The sequence below is a fragment of the Lysinibacillus sphaericus genome, from assembly GCF_006864135.1.
Taxonomy (GTDB): Bacteria; Bacillota; Bacilli; order Bacillales_A; family Planococcaceae; genus Lysinibacillus.
In genome coordinates, this window is sequence record NZ_SADV01000019.1 from 44,226 (window position 1) to 68,734 (window position 24,509).

26 protein-coding genes and 1 pseudogene are annotated in these 24,509 nt (G+C 34.8%); 17 read left to right on the forward strand and 10 right to left on the reverse strand.

Going from position 1 to position 24,509, the window contains the following annotated elements; translation table 11 throughout:
• Nucleotides 1-34 precede the first annotated feature (34 nt).
• From C7Y47_RS18185 to C7Y47_RS18200, 4 genes are all read left to right on the forward strand, one after another.
• Nucleotides 35-1,336 carry a S1C family serine protease gene (locus tag C7Y47_RS18185; protein ID WP_142510041.1) on the forward strand — a complete coding sequence of 434 codons (1,302 nt, stop codon included), beginning with the start codon at nucleotides 35-37 and terminating at the stop codon, nucleotides 1,334-1,336.
• 414 nt (nucleotides 1,337-1,750) lie between these two features.
• Nucleotides 1,751-1,915 carry a CxxH/CxxC protein gene (locus C7Y47_RS18190; RefSeq protein ID WP_132362535.1) on the forward strand — a complete coding sequence of 55 codons (165 nt, stop codon included), beginning with the start codon at nucleotides 1,751-1,753 and terminating at the stop codon, nucleotides 1,913-1,915.
• A 90-nt stretch (nucleotides 1,916-2,005) separates the two neighbouring features.
• The gene (rlmH, locus tag C7Y47_RS18195) at nucleotides 2,006-2,485 is read left to right on the forward strand and encodes a 23S rRNA (pseudouridine(1915)-N(3))-methyltransferase RlmH (protein WP_142510042.1); all 480 of its coding nucleotides are present in this window, start codon (nucleotides 2,006-2,008) and stop codon (nucleotides 2,483-2,485) included.
• A gap of 441 nt (nucleotides 2,486-2,926) precedes the next feature.
• On the forward strand, nucleotides 2,927-4,741 hold the full coding sequence (locus C7Y47_RS18200; RefSeq protein ID WP_142510043.1) for a methyl-accepting chemotaxis protein: 1,815 nt from the start codon (nucleotides 2,927-2,929) through the stop codon (nucleotides 4,739-4,741).
• A 117-nt stretch (nucleotides 4,742-4,858) separates the two neighbouring features.
• Here C7Y47_RS18200 and C7Y47_RS18205 read toward each other — a convergent pair whose 3' ends face one another.
• Nucleotides 4,859-5,488 carry a hypothetical protein gene (locus C7Y47_RS18205; RefSeq protein ID WP_142510044.1) on the reverse strand — a complete coding sequence of 210 codons (630 nt, stop codon included), beginning with the start codon at nucleotides 5,486-5,488 and terminating at the stop codon, nucleotides 4,859-4,861.
• Nucleotides 5,489-6,115: 627 nt separating this feature from the next.
• On the opposite strand from C7Y47_RS18205, the gene C7Y47_RS18210 reads away from it, so the two are divergent.
• The 7 genes from C7Y47_RS18210 to C7Y47_RS18240 all read left to right on the forward strand — a co-directional run bounded on the left by C7Y47_RS18210 (nucleotide 6,116) and on the right by C7Y47_RS18240 (nucleotide 12,924).
• The gene (locus C7Y47_RS18210) at nucleotides 6,116-6,718 is read left to right on the forward strand and encodes a glycerol-3-phosphate responsive antiterminator (protein WP_255505245.1); all 603 of its coding nucleotides are present in this window, start codon (nucleotides 6,116-6,118) and stop codon (nucleotides 6,716-6,718) included.
• Between the two features lie 186 nt (nucleotides 6,719-6,904).
• Nucleotides 6,905-7,720 (forward strand): HAD family hydrolase, encoded by an 816-nt coding sequence (locus C7Y47_RS18215; RefSeq protein WP_142510045.1) that lies wholly within the window; start codon nucleotides 6,905-6,907, stop codon nucleotides 7,718-7,720.
• Nucleotides 7,721-7,753: 33 nt separating this feature from the next.
• Nucleotides 7,754-8,875, forward strand: a complete 1,122-nt coding sequence (locus C7Y47_RS18220) for an ABC transporter ATP-binding protein (RefSeq protein ID WP_142510046.1) — start codon at nucleotides 7,754-7,756, stop codon at nucleotides 8,873-8,875.
• The gene (locus tag C7Y47_RS18225) at nucleotides 8,872-9,810 is read left to right on the forward strand and encodes a carbohydrate ABC transporter permease (protein ID WP_142510047.1); all 939 of its coding nucleotides are present in this window, start codon (nucleotides 8,872-8,874) and stop codon (nucleotides 9,808-9,810) included. The genes C7Y47_RS18220 and C7Y47_RS18225 overlap by 4 nt, the downstream gene beginning before the upstream one ends.
• Nucleotides 9,811-9,812: 2 nt before the next feature.
• Nucleotides 9,813-10,625, forward strand: a complete 813-nt coding sequence (locus C7Y47_RS18230) for a carbohydrate ABC transporter permease (RefSeq protein ID WP_400937709.1) — start codon at nucleotides 9,813-9,815, stop codon at nucleotides 10,623-10,625.
• Nucleotides 10,626-10,743: 118 nt separating this feature from the next.
• Nucleotides 10,744-12,069, forward strand: coding sequence for an ABC transporter substrate-binding protein (locus tag C7Y47_RS18235; protein WP_436970118.1), 1,326 nt, complete (start codon nucleotides 10,744-10,746; stop codon nucleotides 12,067-12,069).
• 99 nt (nucleotides 12,070-12,168) lie between these two features.
• A complete protein-coding gene (locus C7Y47_RS18240) occupies nucleotides 12,169-12,924 on the forward strand; it encodes a glycerophosphodiester phosphodiesterase (RefSeq protein WP_142510050.1) in 756 nt (251 codons plus the stop codon).
• Between the two features lie 484 nt (nucleotides 12,925-13,408).
• On the opposite strand, the gene C7Y47_RS18245 is transcribed toward C7Y47_RS18240, so the two are convergent.
• The 3 genes and pseudogenes from C7Y47_RS18245 to C7Y47_RS25775 all read right to left on the reverse strand — a co-directional run bounded on the left by C7Y47_RS18245 (nucleotide 13,409) and on the right by C7Y47_RS25775 (nucleotide 14,992).
• The gene (locus C7Y47_RS18245) at nucleotides 13,409-13,831 is read right to left on the reverse strand and encodes an exosporium protein C (RefSeq protein ID WP_142510051.1); all 423 of its coding nucleotides are present in this window, start codon (nucleotides 13,829-13,831) and stop codon (nucleotides 13,409-13,411) included.
• 252 nt (nucleotides 13,832-14,083) lie between these two features.
• Entirely contained in the window at nucleotides 14,084-14,425 is a 342-nt protein-coding gene (locus tag C7Y47_RS18250; RefSeq protein ID WP_142510052.1) for a BRCT domain-containing protein, read from the reverse strand.
• A 269-nt stretch (nucleotides 14,426-14,694) separates the two neighbouring features.
• Nucleotides 14,695-14,992, reverse strand: a pseudogene (locus C7Y47_RS25775) (VOC family protein).
• 178 nt (nucleotides 14,993-15,170) lie between these two features.
• Between C7Y47_RS25775 and C7Y47_RS18260 the strand changes: the two are divergent.
• On the forward strand, nucleotides 15,171-15,440 hold the full coding sequence (locus C7Y47_RS18260) for a hypothetical protein (RefSeq protein WP_142510053.1): 270 nt from the start codon (nucleotides 15,171-15,173) through the stop codon (nucleotides 15,438-15,440).
• Between the two features lie 462 nt (nucleotides 15,441-15,902).
• Here the strand turns inward: C7Y47_RS18260 and C7Y47_RS18265 are convergent, their stop codons facing one another.
• The gene (locus tag C7Y47_RS18265; RefSeq protein WP_142510054.1) at nucleotides 15,903-16,394 is read right to left on the reverse strand and encodes a hypothetical protein; all 492 of its coding nucleotides are present in this window, start codon (nucleotides 16,392-16,394) and stop codon (nucleotides 15,903-15,905) included.
• A 214-nt stretch (nucleotides 16,395-16,608) separates the two neighbouring features.
• On the opposite strand from C7Y47_RS18265, the gene C7Y47_RS25035 reads away from it, so the two are divergent.
• The 5 genes from C7Y47_RS25035 to C7Y47_RS18285 all read left to right on the forward strand — a co-directional run bounded on the left by C7Y47_RS25035 (nucleotide 16,609) and on the right by C7Y47_RS18285 (nucleotide 20,646).
• Nucleotides 16,609-16,761 carry a hypothetical protein gene (locus tag C7Y47_RS25035; RefSeq protein ID WP_185903528.1) on the forward strand — a complete coding sequence of 51 codons (153 nt, stop codon included), beginning with the start codon at nucleotides 16,609-16,611 and terminating at the stop codon, nucleotides 16,759-16,761.
• A 200-nt stretch (nucleotides 16,762-16,961) separates the two neighbouring features.
• Nucleotides 16,962-17,279 carry a hypothetical protein gene (locus C7Y47_RS18270; RefSeq protein WP_142510055.1) on the forward strand — a complete coding sequence of 106 codons (318 nt, stop codon included), beginning with the start codon at nucleotides 16,962-16,964 and terminating at the stop codon, nucleotides 17,277-17,279.
• Between the two features lie 6 nt (nucleotides 17,280-17,285).
• Entirely contained in the window at nucleotides 17,286-17,681 is a 396-nt protein-coding gene (locus C7Y47_RS18275) for a MerR family transcriptional regulator (RefSeq protein WP_142510056.1), read from the forward strand.
• Between the two features lie 236 nt (nucleotides 17,682-17,917).
• Nucleotides 17,918-18,685: a nucleotidyltransferase domain-containing protein gene (locus C7Y47_RS18280; RefSeq protein WP_142510057.1), complete on the forward strand. Its 768-nt coding sequence runs from the start codon at nucleotides 17,918-17,920 to the stop codon at nucleotides 18,683-18,685.
• A 479-nt stretch (nucleotides 18,686-19,164) separates the two neighbouring features.
• Nucleotides 19,165-20,646, forward strand: coding sequence for a malate:quinone oxidoreductase (locus C7Y47_RS18285; protein ID WP_142510058.1), 1,482 nt, complete (start codon nucleotides 19,165-19,167; stop codon nucleotides 20,644-20,646).
• A gap of 360 nt (nucleotides 20,647-21,006) precedes the next feature.
• On the opposite strand, the gene C7Y47_RS18290 is transcribed toward C7Y47_RS18285, so the two are convergent.
• The 5 genes from C7Y47_RS18290 to C7Y47_RS18310 all read right to left on the reverse strand — a co-directional run bounded on the left by C7Y47_RS18290 (nucleotide 21,007) and on the right by C7Y47_RS18310 (nucleotide 24,507).
• On the reverse strand, nucleotides 21,007-21,288 hold the full coding sequence (locus C7Y47_RS18290) for a hypothetical protein (protein WP_142510059.1): 282 nt from the start codon (nucleotides 21,286-21,288) through the stop codon (nucleotides 21,007-21,009).
• Nucleotides 21,285-21,941 (reverse strand): hypothetical protein, encoded by a 657-nt coding sequence (locus C7Y47_RS18295; RefSeq protein ID WP_142510060.1) that lies wholly within the window; start codon nucleotides 21,939-21,941, stop codon nucleotides 21,285-21,287. Before C7Y47_RS18295 ends, C7Y47_RS18290 begins: the two co-directional genes overlap by 4 nt.
• Nucleotides 21,942-22,103: 162 nt before the next feature.
• Entirely contained in the window at nucleotides 22,104-22,517 is a 414-nt protein-coding gene (locus C7Y47_RS18300; protein ID WP_142510061.1) for a MarR family transcriptional regulator, read from the reverse strand.
• Between the two features lie 260 nt (nucleotides 22,518-22,777).
• Nucleotides 22,778-23,809, reverse strand: coding sequence for an alpha/beta fold hydrolase (locus C7Y47_RS18305; protein WP_142510062.1), 1,032 nt, complete (start codon nucleotides 23,807-23,809; stop codon nucleotides 22,778-22,780).
• 38 nt (nucleotides 23,810-23,847) lie between these two features.
• Nucleotides 23,848-24,507 (reverse strand): hypothetical protein, encoded by a 660-nt coding sequence (locus C7Y47_RS18310; protein ID WP_142510063.1) that lies wholly within the window; start codon nucleotides 24,505-24,507, stop codon nucleotides 23,848-23,850.
• Between the last annotated feature and the right edge of the window lie 2 nt (nucleotides 24,508-24,509).

A 24,509-nucleotide genomic window follows, 5' to 3' on the forward strand; every position in this document is an offset into this window, starting at 1 on the left:
TAGCAAATACTTAATAAAGGAAAGGATGAGGTAAATGGGCTATTTTCAAGATGATGATAAAAATAATGATTTATTAAAAAATGATGAAATACAAAAGTCACCTCTTCAGGAGCGACTCGAACAAGAGGAGCGAGAAACACAAGAGAAGCGTCATAAAAAGAAAGGCGGTGGCGGAGGTAAAGGTGGTTATTTATTTACCGGTTTTATCGGCGTTATCATAGGCGCTTTACTCGTTTGGCTCATGATGCCTGGACTTGTCAATCAAATGCCAGGTACAACAACAAGTAGCGCAGGTAATAAAAGTGAAACAACCATTAATCAAGTAGCAACAGAAGTGACAACTGACGTTACAAAAGCAGTAGATAAGGCTTCAGGGGCTGTTGTAGGGATTACAAATATTCAAGAAGTGTCAAGTGGCGGATTCTGGAGTCCACGATCCTCATCAGAACAGCCTGCGGGAAGCGGTTCAGGTGTTATTTACAAAGTTGAAGGTGATAAAGCCTTTATCGTGACAAATAACCATGTTATTGAAGGTGCAAAGCAGTTAGAAGTAACAATGCCTGATGGAACGAAAGAAGTAGCACAATTAGTTGGTCACGATGTTTGGACAGACTTAGCAGTCATTTCAATCAGCTCTAAAGATGTTAAGACAGTAGCGACATTTGGTAACTCAGATGTATTAAAACAAGGTGAAACAGTAATTGCGATTGGTAATCCACTTGGCTTAGAATTCTATGGCTCAGTTACTACAGGTGTTGTTTCTGGTAAGGATCGTTCTGTACCAGTTGACATAAACGGTGATGGTACTATAGATTGGCAGCAAGAAGTATTACAAACAGACGCAGCTATCAATCCTGGTAATAGTGGTGGTGCACTTGTAAATCTTGCTGGTGAATTAGTCGGCATTAACTCCATGAAAATTGCACAATCCTCTGTTGAGGGTTTAGGCTTCTCAATTCCGATTAACTCAGCAATTCCAATTATCGAGGAATTAGAGAAAAATGGTGAAATGAAGCGTCCAACAATGGGTATTTCATTAGTAGACTTAACGGATGTTCCGTCATTCTACCAACAAGAAACGTTAAAATTACCAAAAGACGTAACAACAGGTGTTGTTATTACAGATGTTGTGTCGAACTCTCCAGCTTCAAAAGCAGGCGTTAAACAATACGATGTTATTGTTGAAATGGATGGCCAAAAAATCGAAACAGCAATCGATTTACGCAAACATTTATATAACCACAAAAAAATTGGTGATAAATTAACGATGAAAGTATACCGCCAAGGTAAATTAGTGGATCTATCACTAACATTAACAAATAGCGATTCGTTGTAAATTAAAAATCAGTGGGGATGATATGATCTCCACTGATTTTTTTGTTGTTGAGTCAATGATAGTAAGGTGGTATAGTTCTTCAGCAAAACAAGAGGTTGGTTATGTGTGAAAGCGACAACAGCAATATATGTACAATTGCATCACGGTTATAAGTCTATTTTGCTTAAGTTTGGTGAGTAGTGAGAACGAGTAATCTCTGAGTTGAAAGTCACCTCGTCGCAACGTTCACTGAATTATTTAGAAAATATTGTGGATAACTAGAAAATTGTGAATAATAATATATACAGTGCGAGTGGCGGTAGAAAGCCTATTCTTCCATACTCGCCTGACCTTTGTTACAATAGATTGTGGATAACATAGACTAAATTGTGAATAAGTTTGTGGAAATTTCGGAAAATAAGAAGAGGTGCAAAAATGGAAAAATACAGCTGTGAAAACCATATAGAACACGCTTTAGACATGTTTGTGGCTGAGCAAAAAGAGTTTCCAATTATGGATAAAATCGAAGAGGATGAAAAGTTATCCACAAAATGTAGCTACTGTGAACGACCTGCAGAATATCTTGTATCAAGTAAATAACTTTACACAAGATATAGGAATCGCTTGTGGATATGTTGATAACTTTTGTGGATAATTTGTTTGTAAATGAAATGTAAAGGTGGATAACGTGTGAATATAACGATTGTATCAGTCGGAAAACTAAAAGAAAAGTACTTAAAAATGGGAATAGATGAATACGTAAAACGCCTCGGTGGCTACGCAAAAATGGATTTAATCGAAGTACCAGATGAAAAAGCACCCGAGCAGCTTAGCGAAGCAGAGATGGAAATTGTAAAGAAAAAAGAGGGTGAACGTATTCTATCTAAAATCAGCCCAGATACATACGTTATCGCCTTAGCCATTAATGGCAAAATGAAAACCTCTGAACAAATGGCGGCAGATCTTGAATCCCTCATGACCTACGGCAAAAGTAAAATCGCATTCGTCATCGGTGGCTCCCTTGGTTTACACGATGATGTGTTGAAACGTGCTGATGAGAAACAATCCTTTGGAAAAATGACATTACCGCATCAGCTAATGAAGCTTGTTTTGGTGGAGCAGATTTATAGAAGTTTTAGGATTATAAAGGGTGAACCGTATCATAAATAAGTGCGGTTATAAAAAAAAGCTATCTACATCGTTGACATATCAACGTTCTAGATAGTTTTTTATTTTATAGATGATTTTCTTTTTTCCAATCACGATATTTCCACCATTCTAAAATTAATTCAACAAAAACCACTGATAATGTGGGAACTATATAGTGTTTTGGAGGACTTATTATTTCGGAAAAACGGACTGATTTTTACTTACTCTTAAATTAGGTAAATATAATTTAATTGATGATAAATTTCTAGGATATGCAGCAGCTACGCTGGTTGTACCAACAGCTCTCGCTTTTACTTATGACCAAACTGAAGGAGTAGTATACAAATAATTTAAAAAGTGACTATCAATGACGATAAGATGGGTATTGAGGACATTGTAAGGAAATATCATAATTTAGATTCAAAAGAAGTAATTAATAATCAAAGTTAAATAGAAGGTGTAATGAAAATGGGTTTTCCCTTGATTGGAAGAAAAAAAATATTAAATACCAGGAGGACAACTAAGCGCTCTAAAAAAGCGAATTCTAGAAGTTTAGTATTTACGAGCTCGTTATTTCTCTCCGCTCTCATAATTATCGTTATCGGATTAATGATTTCCCTGTCCATCCGCGAACAACGTGGGGCGTACTTTCGCCAATTTGATGAATATGGAAAAGTATTTAAATCCATAACTCAACAAAATGAACCTCTTGTTGCCGAAGCAACGAAGACAATTCTTGAGCATCAACCATTGGAGGGAAAACCATTCGAGGAACTCCCCAATATTTTGAATTCTATGAAATCCAATCATATGGTAGTGGATGTCTATTTATTAACACCGGACATTATCAAGAAGGATGGCAAAGAATACTTATATAACTCAGAATATGGTCGGGATCCAGTTGAATATGCTGAAGAGTTAGGTACGTTATATGAATTAGATTCGGAATTTCTTAAAAGTTACGAAGATACAATGAGAAACGGTAGCACCTTAACTGATGTTTACACTGATGAAGGTGGAACTTTCATCTCGTATTTAGCGCCGATTAATGACGGAAGCGGGAAACCAGTTGCGTTGCTCGGTGTCGATTTCGATTATGGGATTGTTAAAAAGGAACTCCAACGAATTCTATGGACGAATATCACGGTTGGTATTTTTTTTGTACTTATGTTAATCGCGTTGGTTGTATTCATTCTTCGTAAAATGTTGCGTCCGCTTGCACGTTTAGCTGAAGTGTCTGAACATGCTTCGAAAGGCGATTTAACCGTTGAAATTCCTGTACTGAACCATAATGAGATTGGTAAGGCTGCAAGTTCATTTAATCAGATGATTAGCGGACTTAGGATATTGACCCATAACATACAAAATTCTTCGAATGAAGTTGCAGTATCTTCTTCTCAATTACAAGAAAGCGCTGCCCAGACCGAAGCAGCTACGCAAGAAATCACAGGTGCCATTCAAAACATTGCTGTTGGTCTCGATGAACAACTTCGTCATACTAATGAGTGTCAACAATCAATGAAGGAAATGGGAGTGGGTATTCATAGAATCGTAGATGCATCCTCTGTCGTCTCAGAATTGGCTTCGGTTACAGCAGATAGCGCAAATGCAGGAATGAAGGATATAGAAACAACAGTTGCTCAAATGAGCACAATTGAACAAAACTTGAAAACATCGGTCGAAGCAATCCATGGACTGAAGAAATTAAGCGATCAAGTTAGTGAAATGGTTACATTAATAGGTAGCATTGCTAATCAGACCAATTTGCTTGCACTTAACGCATCGATTGAGGCATCGCGAGCAGGTGAGCATGGTAAAGGTTTTGCCGTTGTGGCTCAAGAAATTCGTATACTCGCTGAACGATCTAAAACCTCTTCGGAGAAAATAACTGACATACTCCAAGGTATCAGCGATCACACGAGTAAAACAGTGGTTTCTTTGGATAAATCAATGACAGAAGCCCAGGCAGGTACACACATTGCGAATAAGGCAGGGCAAACATTTAGTTCGATCGTGGAGTCGATTCAGAAAGTGTCTGATCAGATTGATGAAGTATCTGCAGCTTCGGAACAACTGTCATCAGGAAGTGAGTTAGTTGCGGCTTCACTAACAGTGCTGGAGGGTATCGCAAATTCATCTTCAGCCGACTCCGCTCACGTCGCCGCCTCATCAGAAGAACAACTTGCAGCCATGCAAGAGGTAGCCAGTTTTGCAGCTATGCTTTATGGGCTGGCGGATGAATTGAAACAGAGTGTTGACCGTTTCCATGTAAAGTAGGTTACTGGTTAAAACCGCACTTACATTAGTTACGGAGAACCGTATCATAAGTAAGTGCAGTTTATGAAAAGAACCACCTAGAACGTTTTGAGTGTCAGCGTTTTAGGTGGTTTTCATTTATCCAAATTCAATAATGTCAGTTTTAATAAATGAGGGTAGTAACTTTTGTACATTTTCTAATGTTGAAAAGCGATTTTCGTTTGAAAAAATATCTGTACCTTTGAAGTCATGACTAAATAAAAAAGCGGTTGTTGGTTCGTTAAAATGAATGCAAATGGTCTCCTCTATCGAAGCATCTATCCCATCCGTACGTTTCGCGTCCCAAATTTTGCTCTCTATCATAAACGTGTCTTTTCGATTTGACCAAATAGAGCACATATTATAATTATGCTGCCAAATCATGATAGGAATTAGGCGCATTAGTTCTTGATGATTTATGACAGTAATCATTAAATAAGTGTTCTTTTTTGATTGATAAAATACTTCAAATGGTAGCTGTGCATCATGTAATTCTTGTTTAATCTCTTCAATAATTTTTCTATTATTCTGCTCGAATAAATAATAAAGTGGAAATGGGGCTAAGCTTTCTGTAAATAAAGCAAGTTGTTCGTCTGTATAGTCTGGATAATACATCTCGCCAATATTAATGGCATATTGAATGCCTTCATTTATAGAAAAGTAATAGCCCCCAGTTGAAGGTGCATTTTCATAATACTTTTTGGGTAAAAAGCCAATTCCTAAATTCATTACAATCACATCCTTAGATTATAGTATAAATCTGATTGGAAAAAAAACGCACTTATACATGTTACGGAGAGCCCTACCATAAGTAGATGAGTTTTATTCAAAAAGAATTATGGGGTGATTACCGAAGGCAATTAAGTTCCTATTCAAAAAGAGACTTTCAGCGTTAGCAATTAGGTAAAGTCCAATTTCCAAAGAGCATATAAAGAACATTGGACTTCTCTTTAGTGAGGCAATCGGATACTTACATTTATAGTAATCTATAACGATTAATAAGAGTAGTCGCAGTTAAAATGAGCATTAAATATGAGGAAGAATACCGTTTATAGCATTGAATCATCAAAAAATAAGCATGACTGTTAATAAAATCATACAGAATGCGAAGAGAACTTGCTGCATTCCTTATCTTTTTTCTCAAAAAATTGCCCTGCGTTAGATAGATCTTAAGAGATTATCAGTATTGTTAATACGTTAAGAAATGAGGGAAAAAACATTTGGAATCTGGTATACCAGATTCCAATGGGACATTGGCCGTATCTTTTCTTTTTTTTAGCTAGGCTTTACAATGACATTGAAATAATACATGTAACATCGTTCAACAGAAGATGTTTCAAAGAGAGGAATTTGTCTATGGAAAAATACGTCGTGGGGCGAGTTTTGCAAGAAAGGTTAGAAAAGCATAAAATGGTGGCAGCGGTAAAGGATCCAAAGTATATTGAACGAGCTATTAAGTATAAAGAAAATTTAAGCGCTGTATTATTAATGACGGGAACGATTTTAACAGTAAAGAGATATGTGGATTTCATACAGTCTGAGGGGCTTCCAGTTATTTTACATGTTGAAAAAATAGGTGGATTAGAAATGGATCGTGCTGGAATTGAATTTATAAAAAGAAATGTTCAGCCGTCCGCAATCGTCACAACGAGGACTGGAATTATAAAAAAGGCAAAATCAAGCGGACTTTTTGTGATTCAGCGAATCTTTTTAATTGATACGGATGTTTATAATAACTTAGTGGAGGATGCTAGTCAGATTCGCTCAGATATCATTGAGATTATGCCCAGTCGAGCACCAGAATATATAAAAAAGTTAACAAATGTGTTGTCAGTCCCTATTATCACAGGTGGATTATTAAACCAACCTGAACATGCTAAGGAAGCACTCGAGAATGGTGCCGTTGCGATTTCGACGTCAAACTCAGAAATGTGGAAAATGAACTTAAATGAATTATAAACAAAATTTACATATCATTAATACTTACTTAATACACACCGTCTATATTATAACTATAAAGTGAATAGACAAATGGTGCGGGCAGAGAGACCTCAAATACATGTATATGAATATATACATATATTTGAGGTCTCTCTTTTTTGTTACGCTTTGCATTTTCTATAATCATGAACAAAGGAGTTTGCCATGTGGAAAAATAACATCAAGGTATTGATTTTTGATATGGATGGAACGCTCTATCAAGAAGATTCCTTTTTAGAAAGATACATAACTTATATGTTAGATGATCGATATAGCGACAAGGAAATCGAGCGGGTCATTAACGAAGTTTATGACATCTTAAACGGCAAGCATAGCGTCTCTTTAGGTCATTACTACGATTTTGCAACAAATAGTATTTTTACGCATTCGGAATTAGTCCCAAATTGTGCTTTCGATTGGGATGGTCAGAAACTGAATCATCATTTTTCTAGAGAAAGCCAATTGTTTTATATTGGAGATCCATGGTGTATAGCCTATTTGTTTGGAGAGAAGTTAGGAATCAGTGAAGAAACTAGAACCAATGCTTATAGCCGAGTGAGGGCTGAAATGTTAACGGCTGACTATGAGATTCCAAAAAGTGAGTCTTTGGTCGAAGTGTTAAAGAATATCGATGTGGAGATGAAAGTGCTTCTTACGAATGCTCCCTTTGAGTCAGGAGAGGTATTTTTAGAATATTTAGAGGTGCTCCCTTATTTTGATCAAGCCATTTATGATGGAAAAAAACCGAATGGTATGGAGCAAGTTCTAAAAATGTTAATGGAAAAAGGATATAAACCAGAAGAAATTCTTTCTATTGGCGATAATCCCATTAATGATTTATACCCGGCTCGTAAATTAGGAGCTAGGACAATTTTTATTTCGGATTATCGACAAGTAGATCAGACTCCTTGGGATCATAAGGTTCATACTATTGATGAATTGGTCTCATTTTTACAACAATTTAAGAAAAGAGAGTTATAAACAAATAGTAAAAGGAAAGAAGGAGATTATTAAATGGCGCACGCTGAACTGGTTAATCTTTCAAAATCATATGATGAAAAGTCCCATGTATTAAGTGAAATAAACCTTTCAATTAATAAGGGGGAGTTCTTTGTTTTAGTCGGACCTTCGGGTTGTGGGAAAAGTACTTTATTAAGAATGATTGCGGGATTAGAAGAAATAACTGGGGGTGTACTAAAGATCAATGATAAAGTAGCCAATCATCTGTCTCCTAAACATAGAAATTTATCGATGGTTTTCCAAAATTATGCACTCTATCCTCATTTAACAGTCGAACAAAATATTCTTTTTGGTTTAGATATTAAAAAAGTTGATAAAAGAGAACAACAAAGAAAACTCCAAGAAACGGCAGAAATGATTGGATTAAGTGAATTATTGAAAAGAAAACCGAGGGAACTATCAGGTGGTCAAAGACAAAGGGTGGCCCTAGCTAGAGCAGTTGTAAGTGAAGCGCCACTTTGCTTAATGGATGAACCGCTTTCTAATTTAGATGCTAAATTGCGTGCACATATGCGTGTTGAGATTCGCAAATTACAAAGAGAATTGGGACTTACGATGATTTATGTGACCCATGACCAAGTTGAAGCCATGACGATGGGCGACAGAATTATGGTGTTAAATGACGGGGAAATTCAGCAAGTTGGGAAACCGATTACGTTATATAACGAACCGGCCAATACATTTGTCGCCTCTTTTATCGGTTCTCCAAAGATGAATATGGGAAAAGCTGAACTATCCGTTGAAAAACAACAAATTATGGTTGAAGGTAAGCTTACGTTTAAATTAAGTCCATCAGACTTAAGAAATATACCATCAGCCAAAAAGACAATGATTGGAATTAGAGCAGAACATATTTTTCCGGCAGCTGAACACGAAGCAACGCATAAGTTGAATGTTGTAGGTGTAGAGCAACTAGGAAATGAAACGATGATCGTCTTTGAAGAATTAGGCGGCCAATTATGGAATGCTAAATGGCCAGGGCAATGGATGATTTATCCGGGTGATAAAGTTCCAGTTAAACTATCCGTTCAACATTTTTGTTTCTTTGATTTCGAAACCGGTCAATTATTACAAGCTGCATATAAAGAGCAGAAACAAGAGGTCGTTGCACAATGAATCACGAAGCGGCATTGATGGTTAAACATAATCAAGTTCATTATGAGAGGGTAAAAAAACAACAACGTAGGAAAAACTTTGTAAAGGGGCTTCTATTCTTATTACCATCCATCTTTTTATTTAGTGTTTTTATCTTTTATCCAATGATTCGTACAATCTATTTAAGTTTCTTTTTAACCAATCAAGCGGGTGCCACAACGGTTTTTGTCGGCATACAAAATTATCTAGATCTCTTTACATCTCCGATTTTTATGAAAAGTTTGGGATCAACCTTTTTATTTGTTCTATACACCTTGCCAGGTACGATTATCATAAGCTTATTTTTGGCCGTTATGGCCAATGAAAAGTTAAAAGGTATTGGCATTTTTCGAATGATTTTCTCATCTACAATGGGAGTTTCTGTAGCCGCTGCGTCTGTATTTTGGTTGTTCTTATTTCATCCTAGTATTGGATTCTTTAATAAATTATTAGTGACATTTGGTTTTGACAAAATTGCTTGGTTAACAGATTCGTCGTGGGCACTCCTTTCTGTTTCATTACCTACGGTTTGGATGAATATCGGCTTTACCTTTTTAATTTTACTTGGCGGTTTGCAATCTATCGATTCTCACCTTTATGAAAGTGCCGATATTGATGGCGCCAGTTATTTTTACAAATTGCGTCGGATTACGATTCCTATGCTTTCTCCGACCCTATTCTTTGTGACGACTGTGTCCATCATCAATGCCTTTCAAACCTTTGGTCAAATCGATATGTTGACTAAAGGGGGACCAAGTAATGAAACGAACCTAATCGTTTACTCGATTTATCGTGAAGCCTTTGTGAATTATCAGTACGGGTCAGCCAGTGCACAAGCGGTAATCCTATTTATTATTATTTTAATTATGACCGTGATTCAGTTTAAGCTCGGAGAAAGGAAGGTCCACTATCAATGAGGATGTCTCTTTCCAAAAAAATTATCTTATACATATTGCTCACAATTTCAGCGCTGATCATCTTTCTACCTATCATTTTGGCTTTTTTAATGAGCTTTATGAACAATCAAGATGTCATGTTAGGTAAAATCATACCTTCTACTTGGACAATAGAGAATTATGTGAAGGCATTTGAACGCTTACCATTGCTGAAATTTTTATTGAACAGTTTTATTAGTTCCCTGTTGATCATGATTGGTCAGTTAGTTTTATCTAGTTTAGCAGCTTACGCTTTTGTGTTTCTAAAATTTAAAGGTAGAGATGTGATATTCTACTTGTTTATTGCAACGATGATGATTCCATTTGAAGCATCCATCATCCCGAACTTTCAAACGATTAAAGGGATGAATTTAATTGATACGTATCCAGGACTAGCCTTACCCTTTTTGGCTACAGCATTTGGTACATTTTTATTAAGACAAACCTTTAAACAAATTCCAAAAGAACTGAAAGAAGCGAGTGAAGTTGCAGGTATGGGTGATTTTAAATTTTATTTAACTGTCGTTTTACCTGTCGCAAAAACAAGCTTAGTTACCTTAGGGATTTATGGCTTCTTATCGGCTTGGAATATGTACTTATGGCCGCTTCTATCCACAACAAATGATACAGTACGAACCGTTCAAATTGGCTTAAAGCAATTACAATCACAGGAAACAGTCAATCAATGGGGAGTTGTTATGGCAGGTGCCATGATTGTGGCTATCCCTACGTTGCTTTTATTATTCTTTGGTCAGAAGAAACTGCAAAAAGGATTAGCTGAAGGTGCGCTTAAATAATTGGCTTTGTTAATGAATGAATCAATCAATCAATCAATCAACACTCCTATTTAACAAAGTCCAATAATTATCGGTTTTAACAATATCAATAGATAAATAATCTAAAGGAGAGATGATCATGAAGAAAAAGCTTTTATCCTTATCTATGGCAAGTTTATTATTGATCGCAGCAGGATGTAGTTCAAGTAATGAGGCTGCAACAAAGACGAAGGAACAAACAGTCGTAACATTTTGGCATTCGATGAATGGTGTACCTCAAGAAACATTAAATAGTATTGTTGAAGAATATAATAACGCTCAAGATAAAATTCAAGTGAATGCAGAGTTCCAAGGAACCTATGAAGAGTCATTACCGAAGTTTCATAGTGTTGCTGGAACAAAAGATGCACCTACAATGATTCAAGTGCAAGAAATCGGGACAATGTCAATGATTAATAGTGGTAAAGTGGAACCGATTCAAAAATTTATCGACGCTGAAAACTATGATATGAGTGGACTTGAAAAAAACATCATAAATTATTATAAAGTGGATGGTCAATTCTACTCCATGCCATTTAACTCATCAACACCAGTCATGTACTACAATAAAGATGCTTTTAAAAAGGCAGGGTTAGATCCTGAAAAAGCTCCACAAACGTTTGAAGAAGTGGAAGCAGCAAGTAAGAAAATCGTTGCAAGTAATGATCATATGAAAGGGTTCGCCTTACAAGCATATGGCTGGTTATTTGAAGAATTATTAGCCAATCAAGGTGGCTTGCTTATGAATAACGACAATGGCCGCTCCAAAACACCTACAGCAGTAGCATTTGATAATGAAAAAGGGAAATCAATCTTTGAATGGGCGAAAAGAATGAATGACGATGGAACTTTCGCCAATTATGGAACAAACTCTGATAATATGGTTTCAGGTTTCTTAGCAGGCGATGTTGCTATGTTCTTACAATCTTCAGCTTCTTCAAGAGATGTTATAGATAACGCACCATTTAAAGTAGGTGTAGCATTCCTCCCTCACCCTGAAAGTCAAGAACGCCAAGGTGTAGCAATTGGAGGAGCAAGTTTATGGATGTCAGGTGGTAAAGATGAGGAAGAACAAAAGGCAGCATGGGCATTTATGAAATATTTGCAAACTCCAGAAGTACAAGCTAAATGGCATGTAGGTACAGGTTATTTCGCCATCAACCCAGCTGCTTATGATCAGCAAGTCGTTAAAGATGCTTATAAAAAAATGCCGCAATTACAAGTTTCTGTACAACAACTTCAAGCAACAAAACCATCTTATGCGACACAAGGAGCATTAATGGATATGATTCCTCAAGAACGTAAAATCATGGAAACGGCACTTGAAACAGTTTATAACGGTGGAGGCGTAGACGAAACCTTTGATAATGCGGTTAAACAAGTGAATGCAGCCATCGAACAATCAAACGCAGCAAGAGGTAAATAAATTTCCATAATAAAAGATTAAGGTAATAGACGTAGAGAATGAAGTGATAATATATGCTTTGTTCTCTATCTCCTTTTCCAAGAAAGGATGCTATAGCTTATGAATCATACGAAAATTTTTGGTCACCGAGGGAGTATGGGGACTATGCCAGAAAACACATTATTAGGATTCCGTCATGCATTGGATTTAGGTGTGGACGGTATTGAGCTTGATGTGCAATTAACAAAAGATGGGGAATTAGTCGTGATTCACGATGAACAAATTGATCGAACGACAGATGGTTCAGGCTATGTCAAAGACTATACTTTAGCCCAATTAAAACAGTTTAGTACAGGTATTAAATTTTCCCACTTAGCATTGTTTGATAAAAATGTTTGGAGTAAAGAGAGGATACCGACACTAGAAGAAGTTTTAGAATTAATTGTCCCCTATCAGATTGAGTTAAACATAGAATTGAAAACGAATATTTTTCCGTACGATGGTATTCAAGAAAAAGTGATAGCTATAGTTAATCAATTTGACTATGCTGATAAAGTAGTTTACTCATCATTTCATTTACCTTCTATTGTAAAATTGAAACAAATGGAACCAAGTGCAAAAATCGCCTGGTTATTAGAATATGAGCTGAGCCGCCCTTCTGAATACGTTAAAAGTTTATATTTAGAAGGACTACATCTTCATAAGGATTTATTATTAAATGGGGTATATGATAAAAAAAGTGGCGCTGATTTTAATATCCGAGTGTGGACTGTTAATAATGGAAAAGAAATGGAACAACTATTAAAAATGAATAACGTAGAAACCATTGTAACAGATTTTCCGAGGGAAGCTATTTCTTTAAGAACTGATCAATAAGTACATATCGAAATAAGTGATGACAAACAGGCAATGACTTTTCCTGTAGCTTATTTGGCTCCTGAAAGTAGATACGTTTTTTTATTAAGTCCTCTATATGTCGTTACTTGTAGTCTATTTAAAATTTTTGATCGATTTAAAGAAAAACGAAAAAATATAAAACTATTGGTTAGCCTGATCTGAAAAGCGCTATTTTACACCAATTGCTAAGCAGTTATCGCCCAATTTGTTTTAAAATAATTTTTATCAATTTCTCACAATGGCCATCTATAGAGATGAAGATCTTATAGGGAAGTATAATATAAACGAAAAAATAAGCTGTATAGAAAGTTAAATTTCAATAACTTCTGTACAGCTTATTTTTTAATTAATATGCCTTAAAGCATACGTCTCACTCTATCAACACTCTTGAAAAATTGATCATGTATGCCTTAAATTTGCATGAGGCATAAACATAATCAAGAGGCATAGTAAGAACTATTCGTTAACTTTTTATAGCTAGGCCACTAAAAGAAATCGGTCCAACAATGTTTGCTTGTGTGTTGGGTGTAATATTCTCAGCAAAAACCTGATAGAAGTTAGCGCCAGCTATCAAATTGGAATCAATAGCTTGGAAGGTAAAGATGTAATTTTGTTCTGAACCAGCTGACTCTACTCCATCTTGCGTATTATAGATTTCTTTCCCGTTACGGAAGACTCTAAATACAATTTGGGAAATATCAGTAACTCCTGCCACGCCGATGCTTGCAAGTAGCTCAACACTATTGTTTCTTGAAGCGGTGCCTGGGATGTTTATTTGAATCGAAGCTAAAAGAATTTTAAATGGTGCCTGCGGAATTGGAAAAGCAGTTGCTGGGTTAAACGTACTTAGAGGTTCAGTTGCTTGGTAATCAAGAATTTGTACCATTTTATCACCTCCTTTTGCTAGGATACTATAAGATATGTTCTATATTAGAGTTGAATTGTGTAGTAAACTAAGCCGTGTTATTTTTTAAACTTCGTCTAGTGAACTGTTCTAGTTTTTATGGAATTATGAGCTTTCAAATTAAAATCATTTAGACTTACGATCATAAGTTTGAAGTAATAAAATAGGTGAAAAGGTATGTGAACATAGTTGTTTTCCATACCTTTTAAGATGAGATGGATTAAAGAATGGTATTTAAATTGGAGGCAGCTTTTCTTTTGGCATTGAAATGAGCCAAATAAAATCATCTTCAATAATAATTTGAATGTCTTGGCCGAGGCTAATTAATTTCTCCGCTTTTAATTGTTTCGTACTTATACCGCGACGTTTGTCCCCGAGAATAACGAAATCTGTATCTTGTGTCACAGTCCCTTGCATAATTCCTCCACAAGATCGTACTCTTTTCGCAGCTTCTGAACGTGTCATCGTGGAAAGGGCCCCTGTAAAAACGATTTGTTTATTATAAAACGGATGCATCAAGCACTCGGATGGATCAGAAAGTAAGATGATTTCTGTGTTGTCCTTATTGTTGTTCATGTTGGTTCTCCTTGATGATTTCAACCTAAATGATAGGTGAGCTTGATTATAATTTGAATAATGACCGGTAACAAAGGAATAGTACTCTACATCAAAACTAGTCATGGAGAATCGTATCATAAGTAAAGGAGGTTGGTAGATGTAATTGATACACGCTAGAGGAAATGTACTTGAAGTACCGTATCGAAAATAGTGCAATTTACTCTAGAAAGTGAAGTGTTAAAAGGCTTATTAAAGGAGACGCGCATATTAGACGGTTTCCTTTCTTCTTAAACTTGCGCTTCACTCATGAATGCATGAGTATTATCTTCTGTATCTTTAAAAAATATCATCCATGTTTCTTGTTTGTTCCATTATTGCTACTACATGTGGTTCGTCGATAAACGTAACATTTTTATTTACTAAATCCTCATAAGTCATGCTCATATTTTTAACTTAAAAATTCGTCTTTTTCTGGCAAGATTAACAAAAGACGTAATCCATTACAATCAAAGAATGCCATGCTGTCAGTATTAAATAAAAGTGAAAGCCCTAATGTATAGCTCGAACTAACTCTTTAATTGGAATTCCAAATTGTTTTGAATGCCATTTATTTCCAATGATGGTATCCTCTTTCAAATATGAATTTATCTTAAGCGTAGATTACATAGATATTCATTAAATTTTCCGTACATATTTTCTGCACATTTTCCAATACTATATCTAGATTACTTATATCAAATTGGCACGAAGGGAAGAGGCAAAATTGGCTAAGCACTCAGATATGAGCTGGAAACAGGATCATCCAAGCACTTTGTTTGGGAACTCTGTCCAAAAGGCAGAGCGTTTGTTAAAGCATGCAAAGTCACATCCGGAGGAGATAGCGATTGAGCATGCTTTCAATCAAATCGAACATGCAGAAAATGCATTCATGAATGCAAAGCAATTTGGTGAGCATTTGGATACAGTCCAGCAAAATAAAGAATACTTAGAGCAAATCAAGCAGCAATTACACGAAATGCAAGGCAAACAGTAGACAGAGGATATAAAAATAATACAATTAAGCGGCTTAAGCCTAAAAGGACTTGAGCCGCTTAATTGTATTCCTTCTGCTTGTAGTAACTTTACATTTTAGTCGATTATTAGCGCTATATTGCGCAGAAGAGGAAACATAACGTTTTCTTTTCCGATGGATCCTGGGCTGTGATCCACCGAATTGGAATACACTTTTTCCAAAACTGAGCATCTTTCCTGGGAAATATTTTCAGTGTTTTTTTACATTTAATTTAGTTTTTGTATCATTACTAAAAGTTAGGAATGATGTTTATTAAAAACGTATGCCATATAAGTTGATTGGAGTGGAGGCTGGCGACTTCTTGGGGATAGCGTCTCATCGGACGCCCCCAGGAAGCTTTGCTCTGTGCGAAAGCGAAGCGGCAGCAACAAAGCGTCCAGTCGGAACGGAAATCAACCCCACGTTATGGTGACGAACCTATTCTTAACACCAAACGATTATTTTATACGGAGTAGTTTGTGCAGGAATACTCCTTGTAGTAGGACCATAAATAACAATTAAGTTTCGATTTGCCGGGCTTTTTGAAAAAGGTTGCCCATTTTTAAGCAAGATAAGTGTATAAGCAGAAAGATTTAGTTGTAATTGACCATCACTACTCACTAATTGATTATTAAAAAAGTCGACTTTGACATTTTGAAAGCTATTTTCCTTTACGACGACGAGGGCTCGATATTGAGGTGGATATATCAAAGGAACAGGTGCATTCCCATCATAATATCCAGTAATCAGATCACCGATTGTTACAATTTCTTGGTTTACAAAATAAGTAGAAGGTGAGACGACAAAATTGATAATGCCCTGAGTACTATCTTCTACCGTCATAAGTTTATAACAGCCTTCCTTTTCCCCATTTTGCCCGATCGGAAAATCATCAATCTGAGTAACGACCCCACGAAATGATTTAAAGTTTACCATTGCTATTCCTTTCTTTATTAAAATCAAAAATTGGTGAAACAAGCTAAAAGAAAACCGACTTTATAATAAGCAGCGTCATTTTAATTTATGTAACATCTCCAATTTGGGTGACAGAATGATTTTATGATCAAAAGGTTAGGTTTCTATATTACATGAATCAATATATACTTAATTTGCAAACTATAACCGTTATTTTTCAGAGGAGGGGAGATTATTGAAGTGGATTTCTAAAAATAAGAAGCCCCTTTTACTATTCACCATTATTATTATTTTCATTGCTGGTATACTCGATATCAAATATGAAGGATTATTCTTTCAACTATTACCAGGATCTATTCAAAACTATTTAGCTGATATTTTTAAATAAGTAGGATTAGGAGAAAGAGACTGAGCTATTCATAGCTGAAATTGAGTTAATGACTTAATTAGTAACAGCAGTATATTTCTTGTACTAACGATAGGTAGTAGTTCTAGAAGAATGATTACTGCTCTTCTGATTTTAATCTGTTGACATGGAGTTAACTCCATCTTTTAAAGTGAAAGTATTAAAAGAATGGGGTGATGTAAATGGATATTATTGTTTATGTATTGATAGGGGTATACGTATTATTAACAGGGATTGCAGGCTTGCATCAATGGAAAGAGAATGGATTTCAAATACGAGCATTCTTATTTGTGGTCATATCTATCAGTATTCTTGTAACAATATTTTTACCAAACAAAGCTCTAGTACTGATGTTACTAATTCTAGAATTTGTTCTGTTACATGTATTAACAGTTGCGGAAGGGCTATTAACAAATAAACAGCTAAGATATAGTCACCATATCATTCGTTTCATATTCCATTGTATATTACTATTATTGGTTTATAAATTTATAATGTAGTAGGTGATGATCATAAAAATTGGCGAATTTGCTACATGTACGGATCTTAGTAAAGATACGATCCGTTATTACGAAAAAATGGGTTTATTACATCCGGAAATAAAAAACAAACATCGTGAGTATAACGAGGAACATATTGAAATCATTAGTGCAATTCGTAAACTAAAACAATGTGGTTTTTCACTTCAAGAAATTAAAATGCTTTTTGAATGGTCGCAAAATACGGATGAAAATGATGAATTGACAGAAGCGGAAATCCAAAACGTTCAACAGCTGAAAATATTATTTCAAAATAAGTATAAACAGATGATTCAAAGAGAAAATGAGATTAAACAAATAAAGCAAGTCTTGCTACAAGCTAATCATAAAATGGAGCAGCTGCTAGAAAAAAATAAAGGTTAGATGGGTGTTCTAATTAGAATAACGACATCATTTTAGAGACAATTAAGATATTCATCTAATTGAACAAAAGAGATCCTGAAAACAAAGGGAACAGCATAAAAAAGATAATATTTCATAATTTAACACAGCTAATGGGCTGTGTTTTTTTTATAAAAAGTAAAAGGTTTTCTTGAATAAATCTTGAATATATTGTGGTATTCCAAAGTCCGATTTTTAAGAAGGGTGATGATAGTTTTATGGAAGAATGGAAAATGGCACTTGAAGAGTTTTTAAAAGATTGGAAGAATCGAAATGATGTTGTAGGGGCACTCGTATGTGGGAGCTATATAACAGGAGATCCTTCAAAGCGTTCTGATATAGATGTACATATTATTTTATCTGAAGATGTTGATTGGCGAGAGCGAGGGAATAGGATTATGAATGGTTTTCTTATAGAATATTTCGCTAATCCACCAAAACAAATTCGCAAATACTTTCAACAAGATTTTCAAAACCAAAGAACAATGTCCATGGTTCAATTTATTACAGGAAAGATTTTATTTGATAACACGGGGACACTTAATGAATTAAAAATCGAAGCGGAACATTGGCTAAACAATGATTATGATGAACTAAATAAAACAGTTTTAGAAATTAAAAAATATTCACTATGGGATTCACTAGATAATTTAAAGGATTGTTTTGAACAACAAAGAGAGGATTTCCCCTTTGTATATTTTAATTCATTAGCTAATTTATTTTCTGAGTACTGTCAGTTTCTAAGGTTAGAAAGCATTCCATACTATCAAGTACATTCTTATCTTATAGATCCAACATATATTAAAAAATATTTAAAAAATGTTTTTCCCGATTCAATATTTAAAGAATTGTTTTTAAAAGCATTATTAGAAGTGAACAAACAAAAGATGATGGAGGCATATGAACAGTTAGTAAACCATGTATTTAATCAGATGGGTGGTTTCAAAATAGATGGTTGGAAAATAAAAAGCCCTGTCGAAAAATAAATAGGATGAGAATTGATTTTTTGGTTAGAATAAAAAAGAAATAATTTTAAGATAACACTAGAAACGATTAAGAATATTCGTTATATTTTTATATGTGGTGGAGCTGGTGCAAAAACAAGACTGGTTCCATATTTTTATGTTATTATATAAATATAATATTAAAAAATCTGCATTATCATATGAAAACGCTAGCCAATTTTAGGTCAATTATTCCATAAAACTTAAATAAAGATTAGGTTTCTTTGTGGTGGAATAGGAGGTTTTTCTCTTGATTTATTAAGGGGAAGGCTCGAAAAATGCACATAACTCTCATATAGATAGTTGATATTTTAATCTTTATGTAATTATGATACACTGCAATAAGGTAATAATTGATACAGAAAAGGTGTATTCCTAGGCTACTCCTAGGCTTACTGAGACATCTAAGCAGGAGCGCTTTACATCCTTTCTGCAAATCTTAATATATAAGGAAGGTAAAAATGAGTAACAGACAAATTAAATCAGATGTTATCTTAATTGGTGCCGGAATCATGAGTGCGACTTTGGGGACAATGCTCAAAGAATTAGCGCCAGATTGGAAAATTACAGTGTTTGAGCAGCTCGATAAAGCTGGTGAAGAAAGTTCTCACGAATTAAATAATGCGGGAACTGGGCATGCGGCACTTTGTGAGCTTAACTACACTTCAGAGAAAAAAGACGGATCAATCGATATCAGCAAAGCGATTAAAGTTAATGAACAGTTCCAACTTTCAAAACAATTTTGGTCTTATCTTGTGAACAACCAACTGATCAGTAATCCGCAAGACTTCATTATGCCTTTACCTCATATGAGTTTAGTACAAGGTGCAGACAATGTAGAGTTTCTAAAAAAACGTCATGAAACGATGACAAAAAATCCTTTATTCCAAGGTATGGAATTTTCTGATAACCCAGAAACACTAAAGGAATGGATTCCTCTTATTATGGAGGATCGTCCAGCAGATGAAGCGATCGCTGCGACAAAAATTGACACTGGTACAGACGTTAACTTTGGTGCATTAACACGTATGTTATTCGACCACTTAAAAAATAAAGACGTTGACATCAACTACAATCATAGTGTTGAAAGCATGAAACGTACTAGCGATGGTTCATGGGAAGTACGAGTGCATGACAAAAATGGCTGTAAAATGGAATACCATACAGCAAAATTTGTCTTCCTTGGCGCTGGTGGAGGAAGCCTAGAGTTACTACAAAAATCAGGTATTCCTGAAGGGAAACATATTGGTGGATTCCCAATCAGTGGATTATTCTTAGTATGTAAAAACCAAGAAGTTGCTGAACAACATCATGCGAAAGTATACGGAAAAGCTAAAGTTGGTGCTCCACCAATGTCTGTTCCGCATCTTGATACACGTTATATTGATAACAAAAAATCTTTACTATTTGGACCGTTCGCAGGCTTCTCACCTAAGTTCTTAAAAACAGGTTCAAATATGGACTTATTTGCTTCTATAAAACCGCATAATCTTACAACGTTATTAGCGGCAGGAGTTAAAGAAATGGGATTAACAAAATATTTAATCCAACAACTAATGCTATCTAAAGAACAACGTATGGAAGAGCTACGTGATTTCATCCCAAATGCTAAGAGCGATGATTGGGATATTATTGTAGCTGGTCAACGTGTTCAAGTTATTAAAGATACAGAAGCTGGCGGTAAAGGGACACTTCAATTTGGTACGGAAGTTGTAAGTGCTTCTGATGGCTCAATCGCAGCATTACTTGGAGCTTCTCCAGGTGCATCTACTGCTGTACACGTTATGCTTGAGGTAATTAATAAATGTTTCCCTCAACATGTTAACGAGTGGGAGTCAAAAATTAAAGAAATGATCCCATCATACGGCAAGGCATTAGCAGATAATCCAGAGCTTCTTAAAGAAGTTAACGAAACAACAGACGAAGCGCTTCGTTTAAAATAAAATCTGATTGTAGAAACAAAGGATGTAGACGATTTGTTTCTACAAAATAAAATAGAGCCTTCATTCTAATTTTGGATGAAAGGTTCTATTTTTTTATTTCTCAAATCCTTGAGGAAGAGTATTTTGCAAAAAAACAGAACGTAAATCACCTTATATTTCACAGCATATGCTTTATCGATTCTCATATACACTTTTGGTAATAAGTTATATCGAGAAATTTTTATCCATATTATCTAATATATTTAAAAAGGCGTTAATTAATGACAAAAGCGCAATAAAAAAATTTAATGACTATGTAAAAGTAAAATAAATAATTAGAAGCACACCTTTTATTTTCAAACTAAAGGTGTGCTTCTAATTTTAAAATTTAAGCTTGGAAAAACAAAATTGGATAGAGCGTTTGATATACATTGAACAAAAGAACAGCAACAAAGAAAATAAGAGCGCTAGGGGAATGCTGAAAGCGATCGGAAGCTCAACACCATTCCAAATGCTCATTTGTATTTGTTCCAAGCCGAATGTTCGCAAAATACCGGCTACCATTGACAGTAATGCACTTAGGATCAGCCCTGCATAGAGGACAGATAATACGAGAAGGGCTAATGAGTAAAAAAAGCCTTGAATGATTTTTATGAATGTCATTCCTTTTCCCTCCGTATAATTTGCTGCACCTTAGCGTTTTTAGCAATCGAATAGCTTTTTGTATAATAAAGTGTTTGTATATGACAACTATCGCCTATTGCTACAATTTCTCCGTCAACAATTTCCGCATCTGTGAAGGAAAGGTGTATTTGTTCTCCTTTTATACATGTACATTTCAGCTTTTTCTTTAGAAAAGATATAGATAACGTATCTTTTTCTACATGTATCACATCTGCAATAAGCTTTCCAATCTCATTTCCACCAGACATTTTTAATTGAAAATGTTTAGCCACTATTTCATTCGCTTTAACAAAACCGACTGCATGGAACTGTTCTGCTTGTAAGTTTTGTTCAATGGTCAACTTTCCAGAACTATTCAATTTTGTTATTCGTCCATTGCGCATATTTAAGTTCCCGGCATTTTTAACCTCATTAATTTCACAAAAATCTTTTATAGAGCATGACCCTGTACTATTTAAAATTTGTGCTTCAACACGGGAATGAAAAGAACTATGGCCTTGAGTAGAGATTTTTTTTACGCGTATCTCTTGATGTAAAGTAACAAATCCACGGATATTTAATTGCTCACAGTCTGCTGCTAAGTCTTTAATAGTGCCATTAGTAAGGGTTACTGTACGTAGTTTTTGAATCACGGATAATCACCTCATGTTAATTTAATTAATATATATTTTAATAACTAAAACATATATTAATTAAAGTATATGTCGCTTTGTTTTGTCAAGAACAAAAATCTCGCCATGAACTTTTTATGTACTTTCTGGGCAATAAAAAAAGGATTTCAATTTCATGAAATCCTAAAAAATTTTATTCATTAACTGATTAACCTCACGCAATATTTTTGCCATGTCTATCAGTTTTTCCTGTGGAAACTTTAAAAATAAGTCTTGAACCTTTAATTCACCGCTATTAGTTAATACCATTTTTACAACACGACGATCTTCTTGCTCTCTTATCCGCTCTATTAATTCTAACTTTTCCAGTTTATCGCACATCGATGTAACGGCTCCTGGTGTCACACTAAAGAACTCAGCAATTTCTGTTGCCTTCATACCACTATTAGATTTTAGTTGAAGTAGGAGGACCAGTTGGTTTTGAGATAATGATTCTCCCTCAGATAAGAGATTTACGAACATTTTTGATTTATGCTGTATTTCAAGCATCTCTTTCATAATCATTTCTACATTGTGCAATTGCTCATTTTTTGACATAGTATCACTGCCCATTAAAATATTTAGTAACTAAATTATATAGCAAATGAATTATGAGGGCTACTTACAATCGTTGCTATTGACTATATCGATAACTTCGATGGCTCAACTTATATCCAGGGCATATGAAAAAGAATTGATTCAAGCACGCTCTTATTAAACAAATAGGGCAGATTAACTTCATAAATAACCCTTATTGAATGCATGCCCCCGTTAATAATTTGAATGGATCCAAGATTATGAAATTAACACAATTACATTTATTTTATAAACGTATCGCACATCCACTTATAAAATTTTTCCTTCTCTTCAAATTGTGGATAATGAGCTGATTGTTCAAAGGCAATAAATTCCTTTTTATCGGCTTCAATCATATCAAAGTATTTTTTTGCTGCATTAGATGAAGTTTGATAATCATATTTACCCATAACAAAATAGCATGGTAATTCAAGTTTTTTTATTTTAGTAGGTAATGGATTTTTTAAATCTCTCTCTAACAAATTCTTTTGAGAATAAGAATACCCATAGTTATAACCGATTACATCTAATAAGTTATACTCACTACTGAGTAACATACCTAAGATATTATCATCGGGGTTATCAATAAGTCTTGCAGACCCGCCATACTTCATAACATAATTTCGTGGGGTATACATATCGCCATTTTTGATTTTTTCAGTTAATCCTTGTAAATATAAAACATCTTCTACATTGCCATCATTTTGAGCCTGATTAATTACGTAGTTCAAACTGTCAATCTCGCTTTCTACTGTATCACTCATCTGTCCAATACCAATATATGCTTCATATTTTTCAGGAGCTATATAGGCAGCTTGCGTTGCAATATACGTACCATAAGAATGGCCAATTAATATTACTTTTTCTTTGCCAAGACGATCTGATATATAATCCGTCAAGGCCAATAAGTCATCTACGAGTAAGTCTGATGAAAGATTAGAATAATCCTCAAAAAAATGATATGATTTTCCGCTTGCTCTTTGGTCGTAATTCACGACCGTAAAATTGTTTTCCAATAAGTTTTGATACTTACTGGCATACGGTATTTCTGAACATCCAGGCCCTCCATGGACAAAAATAATAACGGGATTATCCTTATCTTTGCCACGTATCATAACTTCATGATTACTTCCATTTATCTTTACTTGCTCTAATGCACTTACACTGTTATTACCTTTAATATGGGAAGTCCATGTAGGGAATAAAAGCGCTGTTATGAATAATACGATGGTAATTATTCCAGTATATTTTATAAACTTCATTATCTTTTTCATCTATTTCCCCCTGCGAACATGAAATATAATCGGAATTTTTAGACTCTTTTAGGGAGAGTTATTGAATTGTATATTTTTCTTTTATAAACATAAAAGTACATGCTAAGGGGCCACCATAGGACTATAAAGATTGGGTATATCGCCCATATTACGCCTGGTGAAGAGACAATATTTACTGTAATAAAAAAGATACTGATAAGAATTGTAGCGGTAACAGAGAAGGCTACAAACGTTTTTCTTTGTGCGTGGTATAAAGCTAAAGGCCACCAAATTACTAAAAATGATGGATAGATCGCCCAAGGGTATGGATGAGATAAAATAATATTTAATAAGGAGTAATAAATAATGGTACTTGCACAGCCTATTAGTGCAATTTTTAATATTTTTGCTTTTTCCTCTAAATACATAAGAATAGGCCACCAGATAATTGGATAAATCGCATAAATGAACCATATATAATCGGGTGAGTATAAATAATTTTCAATGATTAGAAAAGCAATAATCATGGCACTACAAACAAGAGAATATTGTTTATACATTCTTTTAGACATGAAAAATAAAGTTATAGGCCATAGCAAAACTAGAAAGCACGGGTACATAAACCAAATCGTCTGAGGTGAAGTCGTATAATTGACGATTCCTAAAAAAATCATTGTCATCAAACTACCAACAATCGAAAAGCTAATAAAGTTCTTCATGT

Excerpts from the sequence above, each read along its gene's own strand:
- C7Y47_RS18225 (WP_142510047.1), top strand. The coding sequence starts at position 8,872 with ATGAATCACGAAGCGGCATTGATGGTTAAACATAATCAAGTTCATTAT.
- C7Y47_RS18300 (WP_142510061.1), bottom strand. The coding sequence starts at position 22,517 with ATGTCAAAAAATGAGCAATTGCACAATGTAGAAATGATTATGAAAGAG.
- C7Y47_RS18275 (WP_142510056.1), top strand. The coding sequence starts at position 17,286 with ATGATCATAAAAATTGGCGAATTTGCTACATGTACGGATCTTAGTAAA.
- C7Y47_RS18250 (WP_142510052.1), bottom strand. The coding sequence starts at position 14,425 with ATGAACAACAATAAGGACAACACAGAAATCATCTTACTTTCTGATCCA.
- C7Y47_RS18290 (WP_142510059.1), bottom strand. The coding sequence starts at position 21,288 with ATGACATTCATAAAAATCATTCAAGGCTTTTTTTACTCATTAGCCCTT.
- C7Y47_RS18205 (WP_142510044.1), bottom strand. The coding sequence starts at position 5,488 with ATGAATTTAGGAATTGGCTTTTTACCCAAAAAGTATTATGAAAATGCA.
- C7Y47_RS18220 (WP_142510046.1), top strand. The coding sequence starts at position 7,754 with ATGGCGCACGCTGAACTGGTTAATCTTTCAAAATCATATGATGAAAAG.
- C7Y47_RS18270 (WP_142510055.1), top strand. The coding sequence starts at position 16,962 with ATGGATATTATTGTTTATGTATTGATAGGGGTATACGTATTATTAACA.
- C7Y47_RS18305 (WP_142510062.1), bottom strand. The coding sequence starts at position 23,809 with ATGAAAAAGATAATGAAGTTTATAAAATATACTGGAATAATTACCATC.
- C7Y47_RS18200 (WP_142510043.1), top strand. The coding sequence starts at position 2,927 with ATGAAAATGGGTTTTCCCTTGATTGGAAGAAAAAAAATATTAAATACC.
- C7Y47_RS18230 (WP_400937709.1), top strand. The coding sequence starts at position 9,813 with ATGTCTCTTTCCAAAAAAATTATCTTATACATATTGCTCACAATTTCA.
- C7Y47_RS18215 (WP_142510045.1), top strand. The coding sequence starts at position 6,905 with ATGTGGAAAAATAACATCAAGGTATTGATTTTTGATATGGATGGAACG.
- C7Y47_RS18245 (WP_142510051.1), bottom strand. The coding sequence starts at position 13,831 with ATGGTACAAATTCTTGATTACCAAGCAACTGAACCTCTAAGTACGTTT.
- C7Y47_RS18285 (WP_142510058.1), top strand. The coding sequence starts at position 19,165 with ATGAGTAACAGACAAATTAAATCAGATGTTATCTTAATTGGTGCCGGA.
- C7Y47_RS18185 (WP_142510041.1), top strand. The coding sequence starts at position 35 with ATGGGCTATTTTCAAGATGATGATAAAAATAATGATTTATTAAAAAAT.
- C7Y47_RS18280 (WP_142510057.1), top strand. The coding sequence starts at position 17,918 with ATGGAAGAATGGAAAATGGCACTTGAAGAGTTTTTAAAAGATTGGAAG.
- C7Y47_RS18190 (WP_132362535.1), top strand. The coding sequence starts at position 1,751 with ATGGAAAAATACAGCTGTGAAAACCATATAGAACACGCTTTAGACATG.
- C7Y47_RS18210 (WP_255505245.1), top strand. The coding sequence starts at position 6,116 with ATGGAAAAATACGTCGTGGGGCGAGTTTTGCAAGAAAGGTTAGAAAAG.
- C7Y47_RS18310 (WP_142510063.1), bottom strand. The coding sequence starts at position 24,507 with ATGAAGAACTTTATTAGCTTTTCGATTGTTGGTAGTTTGATGACAATG.
- C7Y47_RS18265 (WP_142510054.1), bottom strand. The coding sequence starts at position 16,394 with ATGGTAAACTTTAAATCATTTCGTGGGGTCGTTACTCAGATTGATGAT.
- C7Y47_RS18235 (WP_436970118.1), top strand. The coding sequence starts at position 10,744 with ATGAAGAAAAAGCTTTTATCCTTATCTATGGCAAGTTTATTATTGATC.
- C7Y47_RS18240 (WP_142510050.1), top strand. The coding sequence starts at position 12,169 with ATGAATCATACGAAAATTTTTGGTCACCGAGGGAGTATGGGGACTATG.